Genomic DNA, 18,764 nt, shown 5'->3' with positions numbered 1-18,764 from the left:
TTTAGAATCAGTGTGTGGATGTGGTGCGTAAGGGGAAACCATTCAGTGGGCCTTTAAGGCCAAGGCCGGTAACAGAGGCTTCAAGCCGCAGAGCAAACCACCAGTTCACACTGGTGGTTTTGATTTATAATATCTCTTATTTTTGGTAATGGATGCTTGCTCTTTAAAGGAGAATAAACGTGAAACAACTAAAACGAATCATCTTACTCATCTTCTTAGTTATTATGGTTGGATTTAGTGTAGCCCTTGTATTAAAAGCTGCCATTGGTGTCGGCTCTTGGGATGCGTTAGCCCAATCTGTCACTCATATTACCGGTACAAAAGTAGGAACCATTGGAATAATCTTCAATATTGCACTCGTGTTTGGCCAATGGGTTCTCTTACGTAAAGACTTTACATTTTATCATCTACTACAAGTCCCTGTAATTATCTTACTAGGAACAGTAGTTAACTTCTCTTTGTATCAGATCTTAAGTCCAATTACAATAGATAGTTATGTCCTAAATTTCCTATTAATTATCATTGCTTTTATCCTTTTAGCATCTTTTAACGGGGCGCTAATGGAGTTAAATATGGTAACGATGCCATTAGAAGGATTTTGTATGGCAGTCTCGATACGAACGAACTATAGATTTCCAATAGTAAGACAAGTAGCAGACATTGTCATTATTCTTTCCGTTTTGGTACTTACATTTGCATTCACCATTCCATCGACTATAAGGGAAGGGACCATAATTGGTATGGTCATCTATGCACCAATATTAGGATTCGCTATGAAATTGATTCGACCGTTATTTACAAAGCTAGGTAGTGTTAGTAAAGTGAATAAGGAAATCGAACACGTTGATGTAAAACTAGTCTAATAGAAAGTAGTAATAAGAAAGAAACGGATTGTGAGAAGAAATAGGAGGAATACATATGACAAAACTGATCCTGAATGCAGATGACTTTGGGTATTCAAAAGGGATTAACTTAGGGATATTGGAAGCACATCAAGAGGGTATTCTCTCGTCGACTACGTTGATGGTGAATATGCCTGCAGCAAAACATGCCTTCCAATTGGCAAAAGCGAATGAAAAGTTAGGGGTAGGTATTCATTTTGTCTTGGATTTAGGATTTCCTGTAAGTGAACATGTTCCATCGTTAGTTGATGAACATGGGAGATTTTTAAAAGAAAATCCATTCATTCTTCATGCGGAACCGGAAGAGATAAAGAAAGAGTTAATTAGTCAGTTAGAGAAGTTTCTATCATTTGGTCTTACCCCAACTCATATAGATAGTCATCATCATATCCATCGTCATGAGAAGATTTTTCCGATTGTTTGTGAACTAGCTGAAACGTATCAACTACCTGTTAGACCAACATCAGTTGAATCAAGTACAGTGCTTGAGAAAAAAGGGATAAAAAAGGTTGAATACTTTAATCCAGATTTCTTTGGGGATGAATTAGATATTAATTACTTAAAAACAATGCTTGCAGATGCTAAAAAGTATAATACGGTAGAAATAATGACACATCCAGGCTATATCGATTATCCCGTATTAACTGGTAGCTCATATAACACACAACGAGCAATTGAACTAGCTATCTTAACCGCTCCAGAAATAAAACAATATATCCAAGAAAATAATATCAACCTCATAACATATCGGGAAATATAGATTACATTGCGTAGATAATATTGGGAGTTTTTACATATTTAGATTAGGGTGTCTGACACCACCCGAAATATGTAGTAAAATGTCGAATGCACCTGATCCTGCCGTTACTGCATACACCCTCTGCAAAGCGAAAATTATCGACAAAAACTTACAAAAACCGGGAGGTGCCTGACACTAAACGGTTTGTAGCTAAATAAACCTAGAAATAACTTTGGTTTCGTCATAGTATTTGACGGAACCTTTTATTGTATATTTATTTACAACTTTCTATTAATTGGTTTTGATATAGCGAATCCTATGGTAATCTATAAATAGATTGTGAAGAAATGGGCTTAAGCTAACACGGCAGTTAAGTGAAAGAAGAAGGGGGAGAGGGTTTTTATGGGTTGGGCGATTTTAATTATTATTGGTTATACGCCAGTCTTATATAGAATGCAAAGAAGCATAAATAACTTAGAAAAAGAAGTAGAGAAATTAAGAAATTCTAATTAAGTTAACGGGTGCGATTGTTTAATGGGAACAGTCGCTTTTTACTTAATTGAACATTAAATAATATCTACTCACTGAATAATGTTACGATAATTATCTATAGGGAGGAGGTCTAAAATGAAAAGAGTAGGTAAATATGTTTTAAGAATAAGTTTTGTATTCTATTTATTTGCACTGATAGTTTTATTATTCTTAGGTTCAAGAGGAGATATGATGGCAGGAATGTCATTAATTGAATATGCTAAAAGCTCTTCAAATTTAGTTCCATTTCAAACGATAAGTACATATATTAAGGCAATTTTTAACGGTAGTATGAATATAGACATACCAATTAAAAACCTGTTTGGAAATGCTTTTATGTTTTTACCAATGGGCATCTACCTGCCTTCCTTTTTAAGAAAAATAAACAAATTAAGTCTATTTGCATTTGCAATGGTTATATTGTTATTCGTTATTGAGGTAATACAAATAGTTACAAGAAGAGGAAGTTTTGATGTTGATGACTTCATTCTTAATATGTTTGGAGCTTTGATTGGTTTTGCAATATTGAAGATGAATTCTATTCAAAAATTGATAAATAGAACCTCATTTCAATCTAATAGTTTGTGAAGAAATGTTGTTAAACTAACGGAGCAGGTTAGTGAAGTCTAGGATGACGAGGAGGAAACAAGAATTGAAAAAGGAATTTTTGAAGCTAATTATTATTATCGTTTTTAGTGCAGTGCTATTTTACTTTGTGAACACGATGACTCCTTTGCCGAGTCAAAGTTCAGGGAACGGAAATCCAGCAATATTATTGATGTTTATATTAGCACCTTTGTTCTGTTATTTAGTCATCCTATGGCTTAATCTATTTAGAGATATGAATATTAACCTTCTCATACTAGTTATTGTTATGATTGTCATTGCAATACATTGGGTGATTGGATTTTATTATCAGATAAGCTCTTTTATGAAGTATAAGAAACTATTACAAGATGTTTATCAAGAGGAAATGGGATTTGTAGACTATGAATATATTGATCAAATAACTGATTTTTTTTCTATTCATATGAACAGTCAATACTTTAATCTCAACACGTATTTGATGTTTTTAACCATGTCAATTTTTATTTCTATTTTAATTATGATTAAGCAAAAGTCATTTAAAAGTAGCTAAACGGGACAACATTTCTTTTTCAACTATAGGGTGCAATACTTAAAGAAGGTGATCCAAGAAGTTCGCCTTTTTCTTATGGTTAAATTCACAATAATATCTTTAGAATATTATAAGACTAATTAGCATAAAGGTTAATATACTTACGGGACAAGTTATTAATAGGGGGAGTTTTTTTGATAGAATTTATTGGTATTATTGCTATCGTATTTGTTCTTCTTGGTATAGAGGGACAACTTAAAAAAGGCAATAAACAAAACGAAGAACTCATTGAATTACTAAAAGAAATGAAGGAGTAGTTTGTTTATATCTAGGAACCAACCACATTTTGTGAAGAAATGCACCTAAACAAACGGGTGCAATACTTAAAGAAGGTGATCTAATAAGATTGCCTTTTTCTTAGTGCGCCAGGCATGGCGACTATCTAGGTGGTGCAAGTCCACTGTGGAGGTACACATCAACTAACCACTAGAGAAACGCAAGGCGCTTATCGTGAGGTAAGGGCTGAAGGAAGCGTGTATCAAAATCTTGGCTCGACGAATAGAAATCTGATACCAAGGCTCTATAAGCGGATAAGACTCTCAAACAAGTCAAAGTCCAAAAGATGTGCGTAATCTTATAGAGTAAATCAGGCGAGTAAAAGAGGAAAGATAGTCGTCTTACCCTGGGAGGTCTCGTGGACAGCTGAGGAGTCCCCTATTAAGAAAGCTGGTCGGTTAATCGCGAGAAGTCAGCCGAAGCCATATTAGTGATAAAGTCACGAAGGGCTGAACAATTTATAGTGTTTCGCCACCATGAATGCACGGGAGATGTACTTCTGAATGTGTTAATGAGGAAAGTATGAGCGTAACTCAAAGGATACTCAAAAGAGAAGTGTCTTACCGTCACGTAAAAGGAAGGGAAGAAACGAGTGTGGAACTTTTAGAAGAAATCCTAAGCAATCAAAATATGAATCAAGCCTATAAGCTTGTATATCGCAATAAAGGTGCAAGTGGAGTAGACGGAGTGACAGTGGAAGAACTAAAGGAACATCTGAAGGAACATAAAGATGAACTCCGTTCACAAATCCGGAAAAGGAAATACCAACCAGCTCCAGCACTGCGAGTAGAAATTCCAAAAGAAAATGGAAAAATGCGCAAGTTAGGTATCCCAACGGTTGTCGACAGAGTGGTACAACAAGCAATCAGTCAAAAACTGACCCCCATATTCGAAAAACAATTCAGCGAATACAGCTACGGTTTTAGACCGGGAAGAAGTTGTGAATTGGCAATCATTCAAGCACTGGAATACTTGAATGATGGGTACGAGTGGCTAGTAGATATTGACCTAGAACGATTCTTTGATACAGTACACCATGATAAATTGATGAGAATCATCTCCCATACGATAAAGGATGGGGATGTAATTTCTCTGATACGGAAATATCTCGTGAGTGGTGTAATGGTCAAAGGCAAATACGAAGATACGCCAGTTGGAACACCACAAGGAGGCAACCTTAGTCCACTCCTAAGCAACATTATGTTAAACGAGTTAGATAAGGAACTGGAAGCAAGAGGACTGCGTTTCGTTAGATACGCAGATGATAGTCTCGTTTTTGTCAGAAGTGAAAAAGCAGCAAATAGGGTGCTTACCTCCATTACAAAATTTATCGAGAAGAAACTGGGATTAAAGGTAAATGTAGAAAAGGGTAGAATCTCCCGTCCCAGTGAAACGAAATTTCTAGGATTCGGTTTCTATTTCGACCTTAACAAGGGAAAGTTTCAACCAAGACCACATGAAAATTCGATTCAGAAATTTCAAAGGAAACTGCGAAAGCTAACGAAAAGGAACTGGGGCATCTCACTAGATGTTAGAATCGTCAAGTTAAAACAGGTCATTTTTGGCTGGGTCAACTACTTCAAGATAGCCAACATGAAGAAAGCGCTGGGAGTTATAGATGCAAAACTTCGCTCCAGAATACGAGTAATCATATGGAAACAATGGAAGAACAACAAGAAGAGAATAAAGTCCCTTGTCCAGCTTGGTATTCCGGAAGAGGAAGCCAAAGGCTTAACTTTCTGTCGAAAGGGTTATCGTTTCATCGGGCTATCGAAGGTAGTTCAAAGAGCCTTATCTAATAAACGCCTAAAGCAAAGGGGTATTCCCTTTGCCCTAGATTACTACTTAAAAGTACACACTGTAATATAAATTGAACCGCCGTATACGGAACCGTACGTACGGTGGTGTGAGAGGGGCGGAAAGTTATTTAACTTTCCCCTCTACTCGATTGCTTTTAATTCAGGATAGACTTCGACATAATAGGACAAATTTCGGGAGGTGTCAGACACCTTTGAGGGGGGTTCTGTAAAAAAAATTAAGTTAGAGCTCCTAATAAGACGAGTCAAGTAGCGGTATACGCTAGTAGATTTACACCTTTCCCCTAACTCGAAATATATAAATTAATAGAAATCAAATAAATATATTGATAATTGAAAGCGTCTTATTTAATAACTTAGATGTATCTAACATATATCTAAGTTGGATATATCTTAGATATATTTACATATTTTGGGAGGGGAGCCTTTTAAATATTCGTTAGTAATCGAGGCTAAATAAATGAACGTATTTATAGAGGTAGTCCTACCAGTACTTCTTGTGTTTGGTTCTGGGTATGCTTTACAAAAAATAAGATTACTAGATGTTAAATCCGTATCTGCAGTTTCCATTTATTTATTTGTGCCATGTCTTGTTTTTACTAACATGTATGAGTCAACATTTGATACTGGCTTTAAAATCATTATTGTATTTTCATTATTATTAATGTTTGTCATGATAATTTTAAACAAAGTATTGGCAAAAATACTGAACTGGGATAAATCTGTGGAAAGTGGATCGATTTTAGCAACGGCTTTCATGAATGCCGGGAATTTTGGTGTACCTGTAATTTTATTTAGTGTTGGTGAGGAAGCACTACCTTATGCGGTGTTTTATATGGTTATTCACTCTCTTATTATGAATTTCTTTGGGATATACTATGCTTCTAGAAGTCAGAATGGTATTGCAATGGCTCTAAAATCTATTATGAAAATGCCTGCTACATATGCAATTATATTAGCATTACTATTAAAAAATATAGGGTATGACGTGCCGACAAACGTATATTCTATTCTCCAGATAATGGGAGAAGCATCAATCCCATTACTTATGGTTGTATTAGGGATGCAATTAGGAAATATATCCTTATTAAAATTTAATTGGCCAGTAATTAGTGTAGCAAGTATATTAAGGCTTATTGTTTCACCAATTCTTGCATGGTTCTTTATTTCATTCTTTAATTTAGAATATACAATAGTTGCTGTGTTACTTATTGTTTCTGCTATGCCAAGTGCTGCAACTACAACACTTTACGCAGTTGAGTATGATGCGGAACCAGAACTTGTATCAAGTATTACACTAGTTACGACAATATTAAGTATTATTACTTTGTCAGTTATGTTGAATATTATATAAAATAATAAAAGAACAGTTTACTTAATACATGTGAACTGTTCTTTTATTTTGCTTGAGTATAGATGAAGTAGTCAATGCAGCTAATAAATAGATAGTAAAAATAAAATGGTACATTAAGCAGATTGAATTACTTACTGTGCCTTTATTATTCTCCTACCTTATGTTCCCCATCACCGACTATTAATAACCAAATTAATCTTCCCACTACTTTTCGTTAAATAAATACCATAATCGTCTATTCGTTCAATGTATCCTAGTCCTGATTCATTTTGAACTTCAGCTAAACCTTCTATGTATTCCGTTTCCGTATAGGGAAGACCAATGATATCGAGAAGTGCTTGTATTTCTTTCAGTACGTAGTCAGCGTCCTCTGAGAGTTCCCAATATACATCTATTTCTGCTTGTTTTACATCACCAGCATTCGTTAATATTAATTTTATTGTTGAATTTCTTTCACCGTCTTCTCGTTTAAAAACTACAGGTCTTGTGGAGGTGTTTTCATAACCAAAAGCTTGTAATTCCAGACTTAAGTCTTTGGCTATTTCTTCATGATTCTCTTGGATGCTCGTGTCGGCATTCATTGTAAAAGCGAAAAGTATTAGATTAATCCCGAACAAAACTGCACATGTAATTAATGTATATTTGATGATGAGAAATTTTGGAACAATAGGCTTTGCTTCGAGCGAATCAATATTTTCATAGTTCTTGCCTATGGAATAGTTATCGGATGAAGGATAAACTTTACTAACTTTATAGATTTCCTCGTTATGAAGGTTTTCCATTACAAATTCTTTATTGTTGTTTAGTGCAATTCCTTTAACAACTTTCACAAATGCCTGTCCAGTAAATAACCCCATGCCGAAACGACCCATTAGTACATCAATTCCTAGACCGACAAGTGAACCATGAGCTGCTTCTTCAAAACTCGTGACGTTGTTCATTTGAATTTGATATTTCGTAACATTACCATTATTATCCTTGGTGTAAATGGTCGTCAGCTCTTTAGCTGCTTTTATGGTTGGAATTAATAGTACAACCGCCCATATCCCTAATGCAAACAATGTTAGTAAAGGAAGATAGCTCCCATAATAATTTAAATCCATAATATATGCCATAATTAGAAAGATAGGTACAATAAGGATTGAAAGAAAAAGACTAAGAAATGTACCTAGTAGTAAAAATATCGGACGAATTCCTCGTTTGAGTACCGGCATATAAATAATATCTCTCATATTTTATCCCCTCCTTTAGTCAATATATAATCTAAAGGATAAAGATTCAATTTAATAATAAAATTCAGGACATTAGACCTGTGTAATTTTATCTAGGACTAGGTATTTGGTCTGTGTCTTTCGGGGTAGGAGGACATACTAAATAAAGCTTCGTTGGAAAATTAAAAGGGGCTAGGGCAAAAGCTTTTTCTACATAGAAAAAACCGAACTATACGATTTGGGAGCAACTAACCCGCTCCGGAAATATACTTCGCTTTCACTTCCAGTACCGGGGCGACATCTGCTCAGATCAGTACCATCGCAGTGTCTACCTCGCCGCGGGCGGCTGGTGAGCCTCCTCGTGCTAAAAGAGTGCGCCTGTGTCTACAAGTCAAGCTTCGAAGCATTATTCCTCGGCGCAAGGGAGCATGGGAGTCTATTCAAGTAGAACCCTCACTGTGGGGTCTCACCAATGCCTTTCCTCCCGCTGGAGTCTACGTATATTTCCGGAGCTAATGTATCGTATTGTTCGGCTTTAGAATTAGAAATTTAGTTTTGTCCCAACCTCTCTGTATATAAGATGACTTAGTTATCTGTATTTCTAGCGTTAGATTTCCCTTTATTTCTTCTTTGTTCATTTGGTCTCTTTGCTTTATTTTGTTTTTCTTTCGGTGCATGTGAATCTTTCACCATATGAAAATCCCTCCGTTATATTGGTTGTTGCATAAGTTTATTATGGTCGATTGATTGGAATATATGCAGTGTATGTATGATCTGATGTAGGACGTTTTAACTTTTATTCGAGTTATTTTCTATTATATTTCGCCTGCAGTTTAACTTGTCTTTCCATACGTTTATCATCTTTCCTATCCTTCACAACTAGGATGGCATGTATCGCTCCAGGAAGCCAGAAGAAAGCAGTAAGGATGAGATTAAGTAGTGCTTGAAATGGTTTACCAGAAAACAATACAGCAATTGGTGGTAATACAACAGCTAACAAATACATCATAAAAAACCCTCCTTAATATTAATTTTACCTGGATAGAAGAAACTATCCCTTTTGAGGTGCAACTTTTGGGGTGCCGCTTTTTGAGGTGTCTGACACCTCCCGAAAAATGTCATAAATTGTCGATGGTCGTAAGCCCTGCTGTATTTTGAGTTATGGATTAGCCTTCGTCAAAATATGACAAAAACCGGGTGGTGTCAGACACCTTTCAGTCTACAAATGTTGGTCCAAATGTTAAGATGTTATTAACATAACTCAATACATAATAATTAGAAGAAAAGGCGGACTGTTATGTGGATCATTGGAGGAGTTATCATCATCGTGTTACTAGCATTAACGGTAAACTTACAATACAAAAGTCGTAAACTCCAAAAACAAGTACATTACTTAAAACCTTTAGTAGAGACTGTAGAAAATGTGCGGGATATTTTATATTATTGTGAGACTGTGCCTAAAATGAATTATCTTTATTTAAGTCCTACGGTAAATGAACTAATAGGACCTAATACATTAGAAGAACATATGAAAAATCCAGAGAAAATATTTGAAATCGTTCACCCAGAAGATAAAGATATACTCCTGAATAAAAAGCTGGGACAACTTAATTTTTATGAACCGATTCAAGTTAGACTTCGGAATCACCAAGGGAAGTACATTTGGTTTGAAGAATATGCGACACCTGTTTATAAGGATGGGAAATTTGTTGCAGTGCAAGGCATATTACGAAATATTGATGACAAAATATCTTTGCAGCAGCAACTAGAATATAAAACAACGCATGATACGTTAACTGATCTATACAATCGTGAGTTTTTCCAACAAAAATTAAACGAATATAATGAAAAAATCGATGTTCCTGTTGCAGTTGTAATGGCTGATTTAGATGAATTAAAGTCCATTAATGATCATTATGGCCATGTTATGGGGGATAGATTAATCCAAGAAGTTGGCCATCGCTTAAGAAAATTTAATGATGAGCATATAGTAGTTGCACGTATTGGTGGGGATGAATTTGCGATGATTCTCACTCATGTGACCGTATTAGAAGCGGAGACATACATAAGAACCATGTTGGAAGAGATACAGGCTATTGATAAGGATGCCCCATTCACACCGATAAAACTTTCAATCGGTCATGGGTATAGTGAGTCATCGATTGGGATGATGGAGAAATTACTCATCAAAGCAGACATGGAGATGTACCGAAACAAGAATGAAAAGAAGAAAGAAATGACGGGTGCCTGACACCTCCCGAAAAATGTCGAACATCTGTCGACAAAATTCGTGTGGTGTCAGGCACCTTTAATTAAATTTCTATATTCAATCCGATTTCTTTTTCTTTTAATTTGTTATAAACTCCGGCTGCGACGACTAGATCAAAGTATGCGGCTCCGACAGATTTGAAAAAGGTAATTTCCTCATCGGATTCACGAACCAATTGGTCGTTATTCACGATGTCACTTAACTCGGCATGAATATCGGAGAAACTCCAATCAGAATTAGCGTCAGCATGGATCAGTTCTCCTGCCTCTTCTTTTACGCCTACCATATCATCAACGACAATTTTTCCAGCTCGGTCAATCGTTGTTTGATCCACTTCACGCATAGTAGGGAGGAAGGACCCAACGCCGTTTATATGTGTACCTGGCTGTAATAAAATCCCGTCAAATACAGGTTTATACGAGCGAGTGGCACAGTTGATAATATCAGAGGTTGTGACAACTTCCTCCGATTGATTAAATATTTCAATCGTAACAGCGACACCATTTTGCATTAGCTTTTCTTTAAAAGCAATAGCTTTCTCTGCTGTTCGGTTAAAGAGTTTAATTTCTTCGATGTCTCGCACTTCCAACACACCTAGTACTTGTTCCAACGCCATTCCACCAGTACCAATCACCCCAAGTACTTTCGCATCTTTGCGAGCTAATTTTTCTGTCGCTATACCACTCAGTGCGCCAGTTCGAAGTCTCGTTAAGTAAGATGCATTCATAACACAAATGTGCTCTCCAGTCTCTACTTCGGTTAAGACGATTAATCCTTGTGTCGTTGGTTTAGCCAAACTAGGGTTTTGAGGGAAAATCGAAACTACCTTCGTTGCAGCGATATTGTTCGTTTGATCCGCACTCGGCATATAAAGAACAGAACCTTCAACCTTAGGAACGTCGATTACCGTGCGATGTGGATTGGAAATGTTCCCAGCTTTCTTTGATATAAGCCCTAGTTTCACATCTTGTATGGCGTCGTTCATCGTGTAATGCGATTGAATCACTTTTTCTGAAAATATAAGCATTGTATAACCTCTCATCTAGTTGTTTATTATGCTTTCTTTAATGTTAATTCATCTTCCTCTACATCAAGTTCTTGTGCTCTACGATCTTTCACAGCCGAAACGGCAATTAGAGAAATAATGGACGTAAGGATGATATATAGTGCAACCGGTACGTATGAATTATCAAAACGAATCAGTAATGCTGTCGCAACAAGTGGCGCAGTACCACCAGCTAATGCAGCCCCGATTTGATATCCTAAAGAAATCCCGGTATAACGTACTTTTGCTGAGAAAATCTCAGAAAACATCGTCCCTAGTACAGCTGTAATTGGAGACCAAATAATTCCTAGACCAATTACAGTTGCTAGTATTAATAAACCAGGTGAACCACTATGAATGAGCCAGAAGTATGGGAAGGCATATAAAGCCATTAAAATTGTTCCGGTTATGTAAAGTGGTTTTCTACCAATTTTATCTGATAGTGCCCCCATAAATGGCATTAAAATAGTTGTTACTACCGTTCCGATTGTTACCGCATTTAAAACATTTGATTCCGAAAAATCAAGATTAGACGTTGCGTACGAAACAATGAATGTTCCAAAAATATAAAATGGTGCCGTTTCTACAACTTTTGCCCCAATAGCAATAAGTACTTCTTTCCAGTGGTAACGAAGTGTGTCGGCAATTGGTAATTTCGCCACTTCTCCTTTTTCTTGGGTCTTCTTGAAAGAAGGTGTTTCATCAATTCCTTTCCGAATCCAAAGACCAAAGATTACTAAAAATGCACTTAAAATAAATGGTACACGCCATCCCCAAGTCATGAATGAACCGTCTGGTAGTAACGTCATAATCGATAGGGCAAGCGTTCCCATTAAGAGACCAAGTGTTACTCCCATTTGTGGGACACTTCCGAATAGACCACGTTTTTCTTTCGGTGCATATTCAACAGCTAATAGTAAGGCACCACCCCACTCACCACCAAGACCAATTCCTTGTACAAGGCGTAGTGTAATTAGTAAAATAGGTGCCCAAATTCCAATTGCTTGATATGTAGGAAGTACCCCCATTAAGAATGTAGACAATCCCATTAAACTAAGTGTTAATACAAGCGTTTTCTTTCGACCAATCTTGTCCCCAATATGACTAAAGATAATTCCACCAAATGGACGAATTAGAAAGGCAAGTGCAAACGTTGCAAACGCATACAAAGTTCCGAATGCAGGATCTTCTGTAACAAAGAACAATTGATTAAAGACTAGAGCAGCAACCGTTCCATATAAAAAGTAGTCAAACCACTCAATTGCACTACCAACTATACTTGCGATAAGGACTCTTCTCATTTTTTTGTTGTTTTCCATTTTGTCACCCCTGTTTTGTTTATGTGTTTTTTCTCTCGTTGCAGCATAAATCTTTAGCAAAATTTTGATAGCTGCTCCTTAAAATTTAAGTGACACTTAAATTTCTCTTTGATTATATAGGAAGTGTTTTTAATTTGTCAATAATTCTAACTAATCAGATTGGGTGAGCAGAGAATGAGGAACAGTGGTAAAATGGTCGGTAGAATTGAAATGTAGAGGTGGTCGCTCATGGAGGAGAAATTAGGGCTAAAGGTCAAGCAACTACGTAAACAGAAAAAGTTAACGCTTAAAAAAATTGCCGAAGAGACAAATCTTTCTATTAGTTTTCTTTCCCAATTAGAAAATGGAAAATCATCAGCAACATTGGAATCACTAAAAAAAATATCAGAAACACTCGGAGTAAATCCTAGTTATTTTTTCAATGATGGGGAAGAAAAAATTGCTAGTATACAGGGGAATTTAGATATGTCTATGTTGAAAAAGGGAGGATTTGTCTATCATGATTTAACGAGAAATATGGCAGATCCGTTATTTACCCCGATCTTAGTCGTTATTAATGCAGGGGAAACGAAGGGGAATCCACTCAGCCATAAAGGACAAGAATTCCTCTATGTACTAGAAGGAACTCTAACCGTCATCATTAATAATGAAGAGTTACAACTCAAGCCAAATGAAAGCATCTTCTTTGACTCAACCCAACTACACTATTGGCTAAACAAAACAGAAAAACCAGTAAAGTTTCTATGCATATCAGCCGGTGCATTATAAAATTGAATACAGTCTTCTTTGATTGGCGTCTTTGACTGGTGTCTTCTGACTGGTGCCTGACACCTCCCGAAATTGCTCAAATTTTGTCGAATAAAGTAACTTTGTAAAAGAACCTGAATACGTATATAACTAGCTCTTAACCTTTAGCGAACCGTTCCCGGGAAATAATGAAGGTCAGTAATCAAAAACACCCATTGTGAAGGAGTTAATTTTCTTCGTGTCTTTAACTCCATTTACTTATCTCATTCACTATTAATAAAGTAATAAACGGTAGGAGGGGAAACGTAATGAATATTGTCCTTGCACCAGATTCATTTAAAGGTAGTCTAACTGCGTTAGAAGCAACCAACACGATGAAGCGTGCAATAGAATCACTTGGTAAGGGTGATCAGATTATCGAAAAACCGATGGCAGATGGTGGGGAAGGAACCGTCGATGCAATTCTTTCTGCTTCAGGTGGGAAAAAAGTGCCTTTCACTTGTAAAGGACCACTTGGGAATGAAATGAATACGTATTATGCGGTAATCAACCATACAACAGCAGTCATCGAGATTGCTAACATTGCTGGACTTACCCAAGTTGATAAAGGAATGCGTAATCCTCTCCATACGACAACATATGGTCTAGGAGAAGCAATAAAGGATGCACTTGACCGTAGTTGTACGAAAGTGATCATCGGACTTGGTGGTAGTGCGACAAATGATTGTGGTCTAGGTATGTTGTCTGCACTTGGCATGAAGGCATATGACGAGAAAGGAGAAGAGGTTGGCATCTATGGCCGGGACCTTCTTCGCGTAGACCGTGTCGATATTGATCATCTAGACGAAAGGTTAAAAAATATCCAGATTCAGGTAGCGTGTGATGTGGAGAATCCTTTGACAGGTGAAAATGGTGCTAGCACAGTTTATGGCCCGCAAAAAGGCGCTTCAGCCGAACAGGTCGCTATGTTTGATCAAGCAATGGAACGCTTTTCTCGGCTAGTCGACCCAGATAAAACAGTGCTTAGTCTAACGCCAGGTGCCGGTGCTGCAGGAGGATTAGGATTTGCATTTCTCGCCCTTGGTGCAACGCTCGTTTCCGGTGCACAACTAGTAGGTGAAATTACACGAGTGGAAGAAGCAATCCAACAAGCAGATCTCGTGATTACTGGAGAAGGGCAAAGTGATGAACAAACATTATACGGGAAAGCTCCCGGCTATATTGCTGAACTAGCTAATAAACATCATGTCCCTGTCATTCTCATTTCTGGTAGTCTAAAAGGTAATGTAGATCCACTATTAGAAAGATTCGATGGCTGCTTCTCTATCATTAACGAACCATTACGAATCGAAGAATGCCTAGTACGAGCAGAAGAACTACTATATAACCAAACAAAACAAATCATCCACCTCACCCACCGCCTTACAGGTATCTCCACTCCAGATGCCTCTTCAGGTGCCTGACACCTCCCGAAAATGCTCGAAGATTGTCGAACAGAAAAAGCTATTTGTTAACTTATTTTCTTATACAAATAGCTTTTTTTCTTTTGCCCCAATCAATTCGGTTTAAGAAGCAGGACTTTAGTCATTTCCCATCGAATTAAAAATATATATGTTTCAAGGGAATTTGAAACATCTCCATAGAACTTTCTCACAATGGTTCAGTTATCGACCATATTATTACATAAAAAAATCAGGGGGCTTTTTATATGAAATTTTGTATTGAGTGTGGGAATCAACTCTCAGCAACGAACAAGTTCTGTACAAATTGTGGTACTGCCGTTACACGTAGTGGTCAAGAAAATGGGGCAACCCCCATTCCAAATGAGGAAAATGAAATTCGTAATCACACAAAACAAACAGAGGATGTCACCCCAGCAAAAAGAAGCGTAAAAGTTGTTAAGAAGTCGACGAGAATAACAAAGTGGATCATCGGAGCAGCAGTTGCCATTATCCTTATTATTACAGGAACTGTCCTAGCGATGGGCTTGAATAATGGAGGAGACGAAAAAGTTGCTGGAACAGCAGCTCAAACCCAAAAAGAAACAACCGAAAAATCCGAACCAGAATTAGAGAAATAATCGATTCAACCGCCTAATGTTAGTCAAGAGGAGATATCCACCTTGTTCCCTGATTGGCAAATGATTGAGCAGGATATCGTCCAAATTAATGATACATATTATACCGTTATAGCCATTGCCCAAAATGCGGTAGAGTTTGAAGAAAAGGTTAAAATAGCTATCATTGATTACGATAGTAAAGGAGAAGAGAATAAGTGGAGCACTGTTTGGGAATCGGAAGAATATTATGCCGATCCAATCATTGATATGGAATCGTATATAGGAGAATATTATGTCCTTAATCCAGATGATACATCCGTTGCTTTAGTTGTGTTTAATGTAATGCATAGTGGCACATTAAGGATGTATGAAACGTACGCTATTCAGATTGATGAATCCGGTCAAGGGGAAGTGGCTTGGGCAGGAAGTGCAAGTTATATAGAGAAAAAAGAGGATTACATCGAAATCATGGTACATGGAAGTGTCCAGCTCTCCATCGAAGATAACGAAGTAAAAACAACAGAAATACCGCGTAGTGAACTAGGGTCACAAGATGCACTCCAGGTAGAATTCACTCTCAATCAAGATGGAGTTGTTATACCTACTGGGGATGAGGAAATCTATGTGAAAAAAGACCAGCCTATTACGCTAATACCAGCGGACGAAACAACCAAATCCCTCTTTGATGAAGGAGATATTTCCGTTTATTTAGGAAACATGGAAAATGGTTCAATTCCTACTGCAAATGCTTATCTAGTTTATGTAGGAAACGAATTTACGTTTACGGAGGAAGGTACGTATGGGTTCCTTCTCGATTATTACACGGAAAATAGTAGCACACCACCTTATACAATTCTCGTCCATGTCGGCGATGGGGTAAAGCCTGAGGAAAGCGAAGAAGAAGATGTTGCCTCTTCAACGGAAATCATTGCACCATTTGCAATGGGTACTCCATTAGACGAACTGTTTGAACATTATGGGGAGCCGACCTACAATGATTATTATAATGGTGGATGGTTAGTTGTCTTTAATAAGGAAGGATATTTTATTGATGAATTAGAAGAAACGGTTAGAGGCTATTTCTTTTCCGTACCGACGATTTCTGTTTTTGGAGCGACCATAGGAATGACTGGGGAAGAGATTAATAGTATATATGGAGATTCGGTGGAGCCATATTTTGATGATATTTCAACCGGGCAATATGTTCTTACGTTCTATAAAAACGGCTATAAAATTTTCTTCTATTCCGAAGAAGAAAACGGCCCAACATCATCCATGTGGTTAGTAGAAGAATAAATACAATGTTAAAGGTTTTGAACTCATTTTTGAGTCAAAACCTTTTTGTTTGAAAGGATGGAGGAGGATCATACTAATTCATGTAAAACCTTTTTCTCCCTATTATATAGGAAATATATTGGAGAAAAGATTGATTATTCCTAAAGAATAGAGTAATCGTAGGAAAAAAGGGGGAGTTACCCTATCATGGATGATAAACGACGAACACGCTCTAGACTAGCCCCGGAAATATACGGAGACTCCTCGAAAAAGGAAAACGCTTTTTCTCACGAAGATGTTTCGCTGACGAAGCGTTCCTTGTCCTGCGGGAGGAAAGGCATAGGTGAGACCCCACTGATGCACCTGCGTCTGCAAGTAATGCTACGAAGTAAATTTCCTCGGTGCAAGGCAGCAAGGAAGTTAATCCAAGTAGTAGCCTGGCTCACCAGCCGCCCGCGGCAAGGTAGACACCGCGATGGTTCTGATCTGAGCGGATGTCGCCCCTGTACTCGAAAGTGAAAGCGCAGTATATTTCCGGGGCGGGGGTAGATGCACTAACTTTAATGTTAGTTTTTACTAAGTTAAAGAAACTTTTGTCCCCCAATCCCCCTACATCCCGTAAATTTACAAAAACTTAATGCAAAACATCTCACCACATATAGGACTTTCCCCCTATTTTTCCCATTCATTAAATGAAATAAATGATAAGGAACACTCCATTTCCCTACAGTTTTACCTAGTAGCTGCGTGATACCCACTAACAAACTAGCAAACATGGGACAAAATCCCCGCATATTCTCCATAAATAGCATAATACTCCTACTATTCTACTAGTCAGGACTCCTCATGTTACATATTTTCCCCTATGGTAAGATAGTAATGAATTTTTTGTGAACACAACAATTGTTTAGTAGTCTTCAACGCACAACAAAGATTCGCTAATCTATTACACTCATAAGATTTTCTCCTCAGATATACTATACAATTTCACAATCTAATAAATACATAACTAAATTTTTAGCTAAGATTTTATTAAGGAAATTGACCCCTTTTTGTCATAGTAATAATTCAATAGTCCTTCATAAAAAAAATCCAAAACAGTCCAATATTACATGGGGGTATGTGTCATGGGCGTACTACAAGATTATGGAAGAATTCGTAATATAACAAGTGGCTCCAATGCTAATATTGCATACATTTTAAATGATAATAAGGATTTTTCACTAACTGAATACAAAGTACTACAAAGTCAGTACAATTCTGGATTTATTGAATGTATGCAAATGTTGTATAACGGCAAGATTGAACTGTACTATTTAACATCAGAATACCGTACATTGTCATCGATGCTTCCAACATTAGATGGGAATAGCTTTAAGACGATCATGGTGAATCTTTTAAATGCCATTATCGAAGTGAAGAATAATGGGTTCTTATCGTATCAAAAGATTGATATTTCATTTGATCATATTTTCGTTAACCCGAGTAATTTTTCCGTAGGGTTAATTTATGTCCCAATCCATATTCGGGAACTAAAAGACTTTTCAACCTTCGAAACAGAATTACGAACTAGTTTAGTAAAGTTAATCAATACAGTACCGACACTTAGTTCACAACGAACAAGTGATTTTTACACCGGCCTTTCTAATGGTACTCTTCCACTCGAAGCGTTAGTGAGTAAAATGATGGGGAGTAATTCTACTATTACCAAAGAAGGATATAACAGCTCGACCCTACTAGTACTCGAAGCATTAAATACTCCAGAACACCTCGAGCTAACGGTAGATAAAGAACAATATATTATTGGAAAAAGTTCTATAGAAGCAGATGGGGTGATTTCTTTTAATAGTGCAGTTAGTCGCACCCATTGTAAAATCTCTCAAACTAGTAGCGGTTATATGCTAGAAGACCTACAAAGTACAAATGGTACGTATTTAAATAAAGTACGTCTACATGCATTCCATCCAGTAGGTCTTAGAAACGGAGATATTATTCGAATAGCAAATACGGATTTTCAAGTTCGTTTGATGGACAGGTGAGAAT

The 18,764-nt window shown here is 37.0% G+C and carries 17 protein-coding genes; 13 read left to right on the top strand and 4 right to left on the bottom strand.

The window, feature by feature from the left end; all coding sequences use genetic code 11:
* Nucleotides 1-179: 179 nt before the first annotated feature.
* The 7 genes from IEV35_RS12130 to IEV35_RS12105 all read left to right on the top strand — a co-directional run bounded on the left by IEV35_RS12130 (nucleotide 180) and on the right by IEV35_RS12105 (nucleotide 6,796).
* Complete coding sequence (locus tag IEV35_RS12130) at nucleotides 180-863, top strand: YczE/YyaS/YitT family protein (RefSeq protein WP_188384918.1); 684 nt, start codon at nucleotides 180-182, stop codon at nucleotides 861-863.
* Nucleotides 864-918: 55 nt separating this feature from the next.
* The gene (chbG, locus tag IEV35_RS12125; RefSeq protein WP_188384917.1) at nucleotides 919-1,662 is read left to right on the top strand and encodes a chitin disaccharide deacetylase; all 744 of its coding nucleotides are present in this window, start codon (nucleotides 919-921) and stop codon (nucleotides 1,660-1,662) included.
* 606 nt (nucleotides 1,663-2,268) lie between these two features.
* The gene (locus IEV35_RS12120; RefSeq protein WP_188384916.1) at nucleotides 2,269-2,760 is read left to right on the top strand and encodes a VanZ family protein; all 492 of its coding nucleotides are present in this window, start codon (nucleotides 2,269-2,271) and stop codon (nucleotides 2,758-2,760) included.
* Between the two features lie 64 nt (nucleotides 2,761-2,824).
* Entirely contained in the window at nucleotides 2,825-3,310 is a 486-nt protein-coding gene (locus IEV35_RS12115; RefSeq protein ID WP_188384915.1) for a hypothetical protein, read from the top strand.
* A 173-nt stretch (nucleotides 3,311-3,483) separates the two neighbouring features.
* Nucleotides 3,484-3,606 carry a hypothetical protein gene (locus IEV35_RS20335; RefSeq protein WP_268237924.1) on the top strand — a complete coding sequence of 41 codons (123 nt, stop codon included), beginning with the start codon at nucleotides 3,484-3,486 and terminating at the stop codon, nucleotides 3,604-3,606.
* A 613-nt stretch (nucleotides 3,607-4,219) separates the two neighbouring features.
* Nucleotides 4,220-5,494: a group II intron reverse transcriptase/maturase gene (gene ltrA, locus IEV35_RS12110; RefSeq protein WP_188384923.1), complete on the top strand. Its 1,275-nt coding sequence runs from the start codon at nucleotides 4,220-4,222 to the stop codon at nucleotides 5,492-5,494.
* Nucleotides 5,495-5,902: 408 nt separating this feature from the next.
* Nucleotides 5,903-6,796: an AEC family transporter gene (locus IEV35_RS12105; protein WP_188384914.1), complete on the top strand. Its 894-nt coding sequence runs from the start codon at nucleotides 5,903-5,905 to the stop codon at nucleotides 6,794-6,796.
* 170 nt (nucleotides 6,797-6,966) lie between these two features.
* Here the strand turns inward: IEV35_RS12105 and IEV35_RS12100 are convergent, their stop codons facing one another.
* Both IEV35_RS12100 and IEV35_RS12095 read right to left on the bottom strand, forming a co-directional pair.
* Nucleotides 6,967-8,028: a hypothetical protein gene (locus IEV35_RS12100; RefSeq protein ID WP_188384913.1), complete on the bottom strand. Its 1,062-nt coding sequence runs from the start codon at nucleotides 8,026-8,028 to the stop codon at nucleotides 6,967-6,969.
* A 784-nt stretch (nucleotides 8,029-8,812) separates the two neighbouring features.
* Nucleotides 8,813-9,016 carry a YqaE/Pmp3 family membrane protein gene (locus IEV35_RS12095; protein ID WP_188384912.1) on the bottom strand — a complete coding sequence of 68 codons (204 nt, stop codon included), beginning with the start codon at nucleotides 9,014-9,016 and terminating at the stop codon, nucleotides 8,813-8,815.
* 288 nt (nucleotides 9,017-9,304) lie between these two features.
* Between IEV35_RS12095 and IEV35_RS12090 the strand changes: the two genes are divergently transcribed.
* Nucleotides 9,305-10,258: a sensor domain-containing diguanylate cyclase gene (locus IEV35_RS12090; protein ID WP_188384911.1), complete on the top strand. Its 954-nt coding sequence runs from the start codon at nucleotides 9,305-9,307 to the stop codon at nucleotides 10,256-10,258.
* 61 nt (nucleotides 10,259-10,319) lie between these two features.
* Here the strand turns inward: IEV35_RS12090 and IEV35_RS12085 are convergent, their stop codons facing one another.
* Nucleotides 10,320-11,303 (bottom strand): ornithine cyclodeaminase family protein, encoded by a 984-nt coding sequence (locus IEV35_RS12085; RefSeq protein ID WP_188384910.1) that lies wholly within the window; start codon nucleotides 11,301-11,303, stop codon nucleotides 10,320-10,322.
* Nucleotides 11,304-11,329: 26 nt separating this feature from the next.
* Nucleotides 11,330-12,640, bottom strand: coding sequence for an MFS transporter (locus IEV35_RS12080; protein WP_188384909.1), 1,311 nt, complete (start codon nucleotides 12,638-12,640; stop codon nucleotides 11,330-11,332).
* A gap of 228 nt (nucleotides 12,641-12,868) precedes the next feature.
* Here IEV35_RS12080 and IEV35_RS12075 point away from each other — a divergent pair, with 228 nt between their 5' ends.
* The 5 genes from IEV35_RS12075 (at nucleotide 12,869) to IEV35_RS12055 (ending at nucleotide 18,760) form a co-directional block, all read left to right on the top strand.
* Nucleotides 12,869-13,408, top strand: a complete 540-nt coding sequence (locus tag IEV35_RS12075; RefSeq protein WP_188384908.1) for a helix-turn-helix domain-containing protein — start codon at nucleotides 12,869-12,871, stop codon at nucleotides 13,406-13,408.
* Between the two features lie 287 nt (nucleotides 13,409-13,695).
* Complete coding sequence (locus IEV35_RS12070; protein WP_188384907.1) at nucleotides 13,696-14,850, top strand: glycerate kinase; 1,155 nt, start codon at nucleotides 13,696-13,698, stop codon at nucleotides 14,848-14,850.
* A gap of 245 nt (nucleotides 14,851-15,095) precedes the next feature.
* Nucleotides 15,096-15,467 carry a zinc-ribbon domain-containing protein gene (locus tag IEV35_RS12065; RefSeq protein ID WP_188384906.1) on the top strand — a complete coding sequence of 124 codons (372 nt, stop codon included), beginning with the start codon at nucleotides 15,096-15,098 and terminating at the stop codon, nucleotides 15,465-15,467.
* 42 nt (nucleotides 15,468-15,509) lie between these two features.
* A complete protein-coding gene (locus IEV35_RS12060) occupies nucleotides 15,510-16,742 on the top strand; it encodes a hypothetical protein (protein ID WP_188384905.1) in 1,233 nt (410 codons plus the stop codon).
* A 1,106-nt stretch (nucleotides 16,743-17,848) separates the two neighbouring features.
* Nucleotides 17,849-18,760, top strand: coding sequence for an FHA domain-containing protein (locus tag IEV35_RS12055; RefSeq protein WP_188384904.1), 912 nt, complete (start codon nucleotides 17,849-17,851; stop codon nucleotides 18,758-18,760).
* Nucleotides 18,761-18,764: the final 4 nt, after the last annotated feature.

This window comes from Ornithinibacillus halotolerans (genome assembly GCF_014637405.1).
GTDB lineage: Bacteria > Bacillota > Bacilli > Bacillales > Amphibacillaceae > Ornithinibacillus > Ornithinibacillus halotolerans.
This window is presented reverse-complemented; position numbering and strand designations above follow the sequence as displayed.

Coding starts and splice junctions, on each gene's coding strand:
- chbG (WP_188384917.1), top strand. CDS start 919: ATGACAAAACTGATCCTGAATGCAGATGACTTTGGGTATTCAAAAGGG.
- IEV35_RS12120 (WP_188384916.1), top strand. CDS start 2,269: ATGAAAAGAGTAGGTAAATATGTTTTAAGAATAAGTTTTGTATTCTAT.
- IEV35_RS12105 (WP_188384914.1), top strand. CDS start 5,903: ATGAACGTATTTATAGAGGTAGTCCTACCAGTACTTCTTGTGTTTGGT.
- IEV35_RS12100 (WP_188384913.1), bottom strand. CDS start 8,028: ATGAGAGATATTATTTATATGCCGGTACTCAAACGAGGAATTCGTCCG.
- IEV35_RS12095 (WP_188384912.1), bottom strand. CDS start 9,016: ATGATGTATTTGTTAGCTGTTGTATTACCACCAATTGCTGTATTGTTT.
- IEV35_RS12090 (WP_188384911.1), top strand. CDS start 9,305: ATGTGGATCATTGGAGGAGTTATCATCATCGTGTTACTAGCATTAACG.
- IEV35_RS12085 (WP_188384910.1), bottom strand. CDS start 11,303: ATGCTTATATTTTCAGAAAAAGTGATTCAATCGCATTACACGATGAAC.
- IEV35_RS12080 (WP_188384909.1), bottom strand. CDS start 12,640: ATGGAAAACAACAAAAAAATGAGAAGAGTCCTTATCGCAAGTATAGTT.
- IEV35_RS12075 (WP_188384908.1), top strand. CDS start 12,869: ATGGAGGAGAAATTAGGGCTAAAGGTCAAGCAACTACGTAAACAGAAA.
- IEV35_RS12070 (WP_188384907.1), top strand. CDS start 13,696: ATGAATATTGTCCTTGCACCAGATTCATTTAAAGGTAGTCTAACTGCG.
- IEV35_RS12065 (WP_188384906.1), top strand. CDS start 15,096: ATGAAATTTTGTATTGAGTGTGGGAATCAACTCTCAGCAACGAACAAG.
- IEV35_RS12055 (WP_188384904.1), top strand. CDS start 17,849: ATGGGCGTACTACAAGATTATGGAAGAATTCGTAATATAACAAGTGGC.